The 6,654-nt window shown below is 63.3% G+C and carries 4 protein-coding genes and 1 rRNA gene; all 5 read left to right on the top strand.

From position 1 onward, the window contains the following. Positions 1-326 precede the first annotated feature (326 nt). Positions 327-1,082 (top strand): (Fe-S)-binding protein, encoded by a 756-nt coding sequence (locus BMY30_RS04920; protein ID WP_089711175.1) that lies wholly within the window; start codon positions 327-329, stop codon positions 1,080-1,082. After that, positions 1,079-2,515: a LutB/LldF family L-lactate oxidation iron-sulfur protein gene (locus tag BMY30_RS04925; RefSeq protein WP_089711177.1), complete on the top strand. Its 1,437-nt coding sequence runs from the start codon at positions 1,079-1,081 to the stop codon at positions 2,513-2,515. The genes BMY30_RS04920 and BMY30_RS04925 overlap by 4 nt, the downstream gene beginning before the upstream one ends. Next, on the top strand, positions 2,515-3,195 hold the full coding sequence (locus tag BMY30_RS04930; protein ID WP_089711179.1) for a LutC/YkgG family protein: 681 nt from the start codon (positions 2,515-2,517) through the stop codon (positions 3,193-3,195). Before BMY30_RS04925 ends, BMY30_RS04930 begins: the two co-directional genes overlap by 1 nt. After that, positions 3,192-6,038 (top strand): FAD-binding and (Fe-S)-binding domain-containing protein, encoded by a 2,847-nt coding sequence (locus BMY30_RS04935; protein WP_089711181.1) that lies wholly within the window; start codon positions 3,192-3,194, stop codon positions 6,036-6,038. The genes BMY30_RS04930 and BMY30_RS04935 overlap by 4 nt, the downstream gene beginning before the upstream one ends. Before the next feature lie 517 nt (positions 6,039-6,555). Then, a 16S ribosomal RNA gene (locus BMY30_RS04940) occupies positions 6,556-6,654 on the top strand; the annotation flags it as partial.

Here is a 6,654-nt window from a genome sequence, read left to right on the forward strand (position 1 = left end):
GTGGCTCCGGAGGGCGTGGCGAAAGCCGGGATGATATAGGTATCAAATTGGTATTACCAAGCGTCGCATTGGCGGTTCACCACTGCCATGCTCGGATGCATTGATTTATCCAGTCACATCAGTATGTTGGGAAAACGTTGAAAGCGATAGACTAAAGTATAGGCAAGCGAGGCTGGGAAGTCGGCACGGTGCGTTTGACACTGCAGATTCTGTTTCCTAATGTATCGCGGCGCTTTCGTATGAATTGGTTATACCAATTTACCATGGTATGTATCAACGACCCAGCATAACGCTGCCGTGCCCTTACGCTGTCCAGGATCCTGCCCATGACGCCAGTCAAGCTCTATCCGCCGAAACCGGAGAAGGCCTACTTCTTCGGGACCTGCCTCGTCGACCTCTTCTATCCGGAGGCAGGCCTGGACGGCATCCGCCTGCTCGAGCGTGAGGGCATCGAGGTGCTCTTTCCCCAGGACCAGACCTGCTGCGGACAACCGGCTTACACGTCGGGCTATCAGAATGAGGCGAGGGCAGTCGCGGCGGCTCAGCTCGACCTCTTCCCCGAGCCCTGGCCGATCGTGGTGCCTTCCGGCTCTTGCGGCGGCATGATGCGCACCCACTACCCCCAGCTCTTTGCCGGCACCGACCTCGAGAAGCAGGCCAATGAGGTGGCCGGGCGGGTCTATGAGTTGACCGAGTTCCTGGTGCATGTCTGTCATCTGAGGCTCGAGGATTGCGGCACGTCCGAGAAGGTGGCCATGCATACCTCCTGTAGCGCTCGGCGTGAGATGGGGCTGGCCGAGACCGGCCCGGCCCTGCTGGCACAGCTCGGCGAGGTCGAGCTGGTGGAGCAGGCCCGTGCCGCGGAGTGCTGCGGCTTTGGCGGTACCTTTGCGGTACGCCATCCCGAAGTCTCCGCCGCCATGGTGGAGGACAAGACTCAGGCCATCGAGGAAACCGGCGCCAAGCGCTTCGTGACCTCTGACTGCGGCTGCCTGATGAACATCGGTGGGCGCTTCGAGCAACAGAAGAAGGCGGTGACGGGCGAGCACATCGCCAGCTATCTGTGGCGGAGGACCTCATGAGCGTACAGATTTTCACTCCTCGCGAGTTTCACCGCCAGGCCCACGATGCCTTGGGAGATCCGCAGATCCGCGCCAACTTCCGCAAGGCAATGGACGGACTGATGACCAAGCGTCGCGAGGTCTTCGGTGACTGGGATCTGGAGACCCTGCGCGAGTTGGGAGCCAATATCCGCCTGAGGGCACTGTCGAAGCTGCCCGACCTGCTCGAGCAGTTGGAGGCCAGCTGCCAGGCCAATGGCATCAAGGTGCACTGGGCCGAGGACGGCGAAGAGGCCTGTCGGATCATCCGCGAGATCTGCGAGTCCCACGATGCAGGTTCGGTGATCAAGGGCAAGTCGATGGTCTCCGAGGAGATGCACCTCAACGCCCACCTGGAGGAGGCGGGCATCGAGGCGCTGGAGTCCGACCTCGGTGAGTACCTGGTGCAGCTCAATGAGCAGACACCTTCACATATCATCATGCCGGCGATTCATCTCAATACCGATGAGATCTCCGAGATTCTGCACGTCAAGACCGGCACCGAGCGAACCCGCGACGTCGACTACATGACCGCGGCAGCTCGCTCCCAGTTGCGTCAGCGCTTCATGAACGCCGATGTGGGCGTTTCGGGGGTCAACTTCGCGGTGGCCGAGACCGGGACCCTGTGCCTGGTGGAGAACGAGGGCAATGGTCGCATGACTACCTCTGTTCCTCCGGTTCACATCGCCGTGACGGGTATCGAGAAGGTCGTCGAGCACCTGCGTGACGTGCCGCCCCTCTATGCCCTGCTGACCCGCTCGGCGACCGGCCAGCACGTCACCACCTACTTCAACATGATCAGCTCGCCGCGCAAGCAGGGTGAGCATGATGGGCCAAGGGAGGTGCACCTGGTGTTGGTCGACAACGGGCGGTCGAGCATCTACCAGGACGACGAGTTGCTCGACACCCTGCGCTGCATCCGCTGTGGGGCTTGCATGAACCACTGCCCTGTTTACACCCGGGTGGGCGGCCATACCTACGGCACCACCTACCCCGGCCCCATTGGCAGCATCCTCTCGCCGCACCTGATGGGGCTGGAAGATACCAAGGACCTGCCCACCGCCTCGAGCCTGTGCGGTGCTTGTGGCGAGGTCTGTCCGGTGAAGATCCCGATTCCTGATCTGCTGGTACGTCTGCGCCGCGAGTCGGTAGGCGAGGGGCGCGGCAATGTGCCCGGCGCCGGCGTCAAGCGCACCCGCAAGGAAGCCGCGGCCTGGAAGGGCTTTCAGTGGCTGGCCACCCACCCCGGCGCCTGGCGTGCCGGGATCTCGATGGCCGGGAAGCTGAAGGCGCTGATGCCTGCGAAGCTTGGGCCCTGGACCGACTACCGCAGCGCTCCCAAGCCTGCGGGTACCACCCTGCATGCGTTGGTCAAGCGTCACCAGGCGAGCAAGGCCCACGAGGAGGAGCGCTGATGAGTGCCCGGGATACCATCCTCAAGCGCTTGCGTGAGCGTACCGACGGACCCCTGAGTGCGCCCGAGAGCGACTTCGCTGTGGTTACCAACCGTGGCTGGAGTGCCGAGGAGCGCCTGTCGCGCTTCGAGCGGCTCATCACTTCGGTCCACGGTGAGGTGATCCATGCTCCCCGGGAGGCATGGACCGATACCCTGGCCAAGGCCCTCGCCGACAAGGGCGTGCGACGGCTGGCGCTGGGCAAGGAGCATCCGGTGGCCGCCGAGGCGCGTGAGGCCTTGGCCGATGTCGGTATCGAGCTGGTCGATGTCGACCGCGATATCGAGCATTGGCAGCGCGAGCAGTTCGAGAACGTGGACGCCGGCCTGACCTCGACCCAGGGGGGGGTCGCCGAGACCGGTAGCCTGTGGCTGTGGCCGACCCCGGACGAGCCGCGCCTGATCAGCCTGGTGCCGCCGATCCATATCGCTGTGCTGGATGCCGACGCCCTCGAGGACACTTTCTTCGATGTCGTCGAGTCCCACGGCTGGGCCGACGGCATGCCGACCAACGCCCTGCTGATCTCCGGGCCCAGCAAGACCGCCGATATCGAGCAGACCCTGGCCTATGGCGTGCATGGGCCTCGAGAATTGTTGGTGCTGGTGCGCCATGCCGGTGATGCACCGGGAGATAAGACATGACGTCCATTAGCGCCTGGCGCGAGTTGAAGGCCGCCCTGGCGGCAGCGATCCCTGCCGAGCGATTGATCGACGACCCGCTCCGCACCCTGGCCTACGGGACCGATGCCAGTTTCTACCGGCTGATTCCGCAACTGGTAGTGCGCCCGGAGAGCGAGGATGAGCTGCAGCTGATCCTGGCCGAGTGCCGAGCCCGCCAACTGCCAGTGACCTTCCGCGCCGCCGGCACTTCGCTTTCCGGCCAGGCGGTGACTGATTCGGTGTTGATCCAGTTTGGCCGCGGCTGGCGAGATCATGCGATTCTCGACGAGGGCCAGGCGATTCGCCTGCAGCCCGGCGTCATCGGGGCCAGGGCCAACCAGCTTCTGGCACCTTACGGGCGCAAGATCGGCCCCGACCCGGCCTCCATCTCCAGCTGCATGGTCGGGGGTATCGCCGCCAACAACGCCTCGGGGATGTGCTGCGGCACGGCCCAGAACAGCTACCGAACAGTGCGTGATATCCGGGTGATCCTCGCCGACGGCAGCCTGGTGGATACCGCCGATGTCGAGAGCGTTGCTGCCTTCCGGGCCTCTCACCGAGAGCTGCTGGCAGGCCTCGAGAGCCTCGCCGCTCAGACTCGAGGCAACGAACCCCTGGCCGAGAAGATCCGTCATAAGTACCGGCTCAAGAACACCACCGGCTACGCCCTCAACAGCCTGGTGGATTTCACGGATGGCATCGAGGTCCTCAAGCACCTGATGATCGGCTCCGAAGGCACCTTGGGGTTCATCAGCACCATTACCTACGACACCGTGGTCGACGAGCCCTTGAAAGCCGCGGCCCTGGCCTTCTTCCCCGACATGGGCACTACCTGCCGCGCGACCATCGCCCTCAAGCAGGCACCTGTCTCCGCCGTGGAACTGATGGACCGGGCCGCGCTGCGCTCGGTGCAGGACAAGCCCGGCATGCCCGGGGTGCTGAGGACGCTTCCTGAGGGGGCAGCGGCGCTGCTGATCGACGTGCGCGGCAACGACGAGGCTGAGCTCGAGGCGCGCATGCAGGAAGTGCAGGCGACCCTAGAGGGCATACAGACCCTGGAGCCGGTCACCTTCACCCTTGACGCCGATACCTATGCGCTCTACTGGAAGATCCGCAAGGGGCTGTTTCCAGCAGTGGGTGCGGTGCGCGAGACCGGTACCACGGTGATCATCGAGGACGTGGCCTTCCCCATCGAGCGTCTCGACGAGGGTGTGCTGGCGCTGACCGACATCTTCCATCGGCACGGCTACCAGGAGGCGATCCTCTTCGGTCACGCCCTGGAAGGGAATCTGCATTTCGTCTTTCCCCAAGGCTTCGAGAAGCCTGGCGAGGTGGAGCGCTACCAGGCGCTGATGGATGAGGTGGCGCACCTGGTCGGCGTGGAGTATGGCGGGTCGCTCAAGGCCGAGCACGGTACCGGACGCAACATGGCCCCCTACGTTGAGCTGGAGTGGGGGCCCGAGGCCTATGCGCTGATGTGGGAGATCAAGGCACTCTTCGACCCCGGGAACCTGCTCAATCCTGAGGTGATTCTCAGCCGCAACCCGACGCTGCATCTGGAGAACCTTAAGCCCCTGCCGGCGGCCGATGAAATCGTCGACAAGTGCATCGAATGTGGCTTCTGCGAGGCGGTTTGCCCTTCGACTGACCTGACGCTCACGCCACGCCAGCGCATCGTGATTCGACGCGAACTGGCGAGGCTCGAAGCGTTGGGAAACCGGGCCGCCGAAGCCGACAAGGTACGCATGAAGCAGCTCGAGGAGGCCTATGTCTATCACGGCATCGACACCTGTGCGGCTACTGGGCTTTGCGCCACCCAGTGCCCGGTGGGAATCGATACCGGTGAAATGGTTCGTCAGCTGCGTCGCGACCGGTCGGCGGACAAGGCCCCTCTGGCCAGGCGTATCGGCCGGCATTTCTCTGGGGCAACGCGCGTTGCACGGGGTGGCCTGAACGCGGCGGGAGCGGCGCGAGCCGTGCTGGGTGCCACCCTGATGGAAAAGGTGAGCACCGGTGCACGCCGGCTGAGCGGCGATTGTCTCCCGCAATGGAGTCCGTCCTTGCCCAGGCCAGCGCCGATTCGCGTGCTGGAGCAAGTACCGTCGGGCGATACGTCGAAAGACAAGGTGGTCTACCTGCCCTCCTGTGCCACCCGTATCTTCGGGGCGGCCCATGACGACGAGGCCGAAGTCCGCTCGGTGATGGAGATCACCCTGGCGCTGCTCGACAAGGCCGGGTACGAGGTGGTCCTCCCGGAGATGATTAGCCATCTGTGCTGCGGTATGGCGTTCAAGTCCAAGGGGCAGTACGACGAGGCGGCCCACAAGGGGCGCGAACTCAACCGCGAGCTGCTGGTGGCAAGCCAGAACGGCCGTTATCCGGTGCTCTGCGATACCAGCCCCTGCACGCTGCAGATGCGAGAGTACCTCGACGAGCGACTCGAGATGCTGGAGCCGGTCGCCTTCGCCCATGATCACCTGCTACCCCGGCTCGCCATCACGCCGCTGGATGAGCGGGTCGCCGTGCACGTGACCTGTTCGAGCACCCGTATGGGCCTGTCCGACAAGTTCATCGGGTTGGCGCGGGCCTGTGCCCGGGATGTGGTGGTGCCGGCGGAAATCACCTGTTGCGGTTTCGCCGGTGACAAGGGCTTCAATACACCGGAGCTGAATGCCTCCGCGCTGGAGGGGCTGGCCGAGCAGGTGTCGCAGTGTAGTGCTGGCTACTCGAATTCGCGTACCTGCGAGATCGGCCTGAGCCAGCACGGCGGCATCCCCTACCGCTCGATTCTCTCGCTGCTCGACCGAGCCAGTGGGGTGCCGTGACATTTTTCTTCCCGAAGGCCTTGCGCGGTCCCGGGGGAATCCGTAAAGTACGCATCCGCTGCCGGCGACGGGCAACGTTTCCGGCGGTTGTAAGTGGCAGAAGCCGTTGTTTCTATTTGGTTTTTTCGAAGCGGCACGCAGAATTACCGCTTGACGAAAACATCGACTTCGGTAAAATGCACCACTCGATCGGATCATGCGTCGATCACCCCGGAGCCTTCTTCGGAACGCCCGCAGGGTTGACAGCGCCAGCCGATCACGTAGAATACGCCTTCCTCGCAGGGCGCTGACGAGCCACCCGGTGGCACGCCAGCAAGCGAGACGCTCCTCTTGTTCTTCGAGAGATCAGAGCCGCTCTTTAACAATCGATCAGGTAATTCATGTGGGCGCTTGTCGGGATGTTGGTGACCAGTCACTGAAACATTCAAGGCAAGCGACTCGTCAAGGATCTTCGGATCCTTTTGAGAACGTTTAGACCTTGAGCCAAGTTTGGTGCGCTTAACGCACCGATGATTTTAAACTGAAGAGTTTGATCATGGCTCAGATTGAACGCTGGCGGCAGGCCTAACACATGCAAGTCGAGCGGTAACAGGCCCTTCGGGGTGCTGACGAGCGG

Source organism: Halomonas daqiaonensis (assembly GCF_900109725.1).
GTDB lineage: Bacteria > Pseudomonadota > Gammaproteobacteria > Pseudomonadales > Halomonadaceae > Halomonas > Halomonas daqiaonensis.